1 protein-coding gene is annotated in these 894 nt (G+C 50.2%); it reads left to right on the top strand.

All coding sequences use genetic code 11. The features are described from left to right. Positions 1-894 (top strand): type VI secretion system Vgr family protein (locus tag ACT3RN_RS15865; RefSeq protein WP_444518843.1); only part of this gene is annotated, 894 nt, incomplete at both ends.

Genomic DNA, 894 nt, shown 5'->3' with positions numbered 1-894 from the left:
TCTAACCATCAGTCGTCGCCATCATGAACGTCATGCCTCCACTCTAGAGGCAGGCATTCACTTAACCCAGCTGCGTCTGATTACCGCAGACACGCCATGGGTGGGTAGCTTATATAGCAAACGCGTGCTACCGCCAATGACTGGTATCACAGATGCTCAAAGCGATACCGACAGTCGCAATCATATGACCCCGACCAAAAGCTATCTACTGGACAGCCCTGCCCAACCTATCAATCGGACAGAGGCCCAAGCAGGGGCCAACTATGGCAGTCACTTCACTCATAGAACTGACGACCAAACTCTGATGCAGTCGATCGGTGATGGCGAGCACTTAATCAATACGGGTAGCTTATTGTCCAGCACGCGCCCTAGCCTATTCGCCACGGACAATGAACAAGCTGTTGAGAGTGGCTATCGCAACACGGGCAATGGCCTATCAGAATGGATTACCGATCATAGAGATGAGCAAGCGTACTCGCAGCTAAACATCGATGATGGTCAAGTGGCTGCTAGTCTAAAGATGGGTATCATTAATGCTGAAAGTGATGGTGCCAGTAGTAAACGTCAAGGCATCAATGCCAATACTAATGCTCAAATCAATATCAAGTCGGGCGAAGCTTTAGTATTCTCTACCCAGCCGCAAACCCATGCGCAATCTGAGCAACACAACTATCAACAGCACACCCCGACTCTCACTCAAACGGCACTCGGTGGTCAGCATCTGGCTGAACGCTTAACGCAATTGGCAACGGGACTAGGACGTCAGGTCAATGACCACAAAGCGATTAAGACCCAGTTAGAAACTATCGCAGAGGAACAGCAAACCAAAACCCATCAACAAGCGCCCTACACGCTGATCGATGGCGCTGCTGATACGAGCTATGTCAGTGACGA

This window comes from Psychrobacter sp. AOP5-GZ1-6, assembly GCF_052376345.1.
In the GTDB taxonomy this organism is placed as follows: domain Bacteria; phylum Pseudomonadota; class Gammaproteobacteria; order Pseudomonadales; family Moraxellaceae; genus Psychrobacter.
The sequence above is the reverse complement of the archived record's forward strand: the minus strand, read 5'-3'. Positions and strand labels throughout refer to the sequence as shown.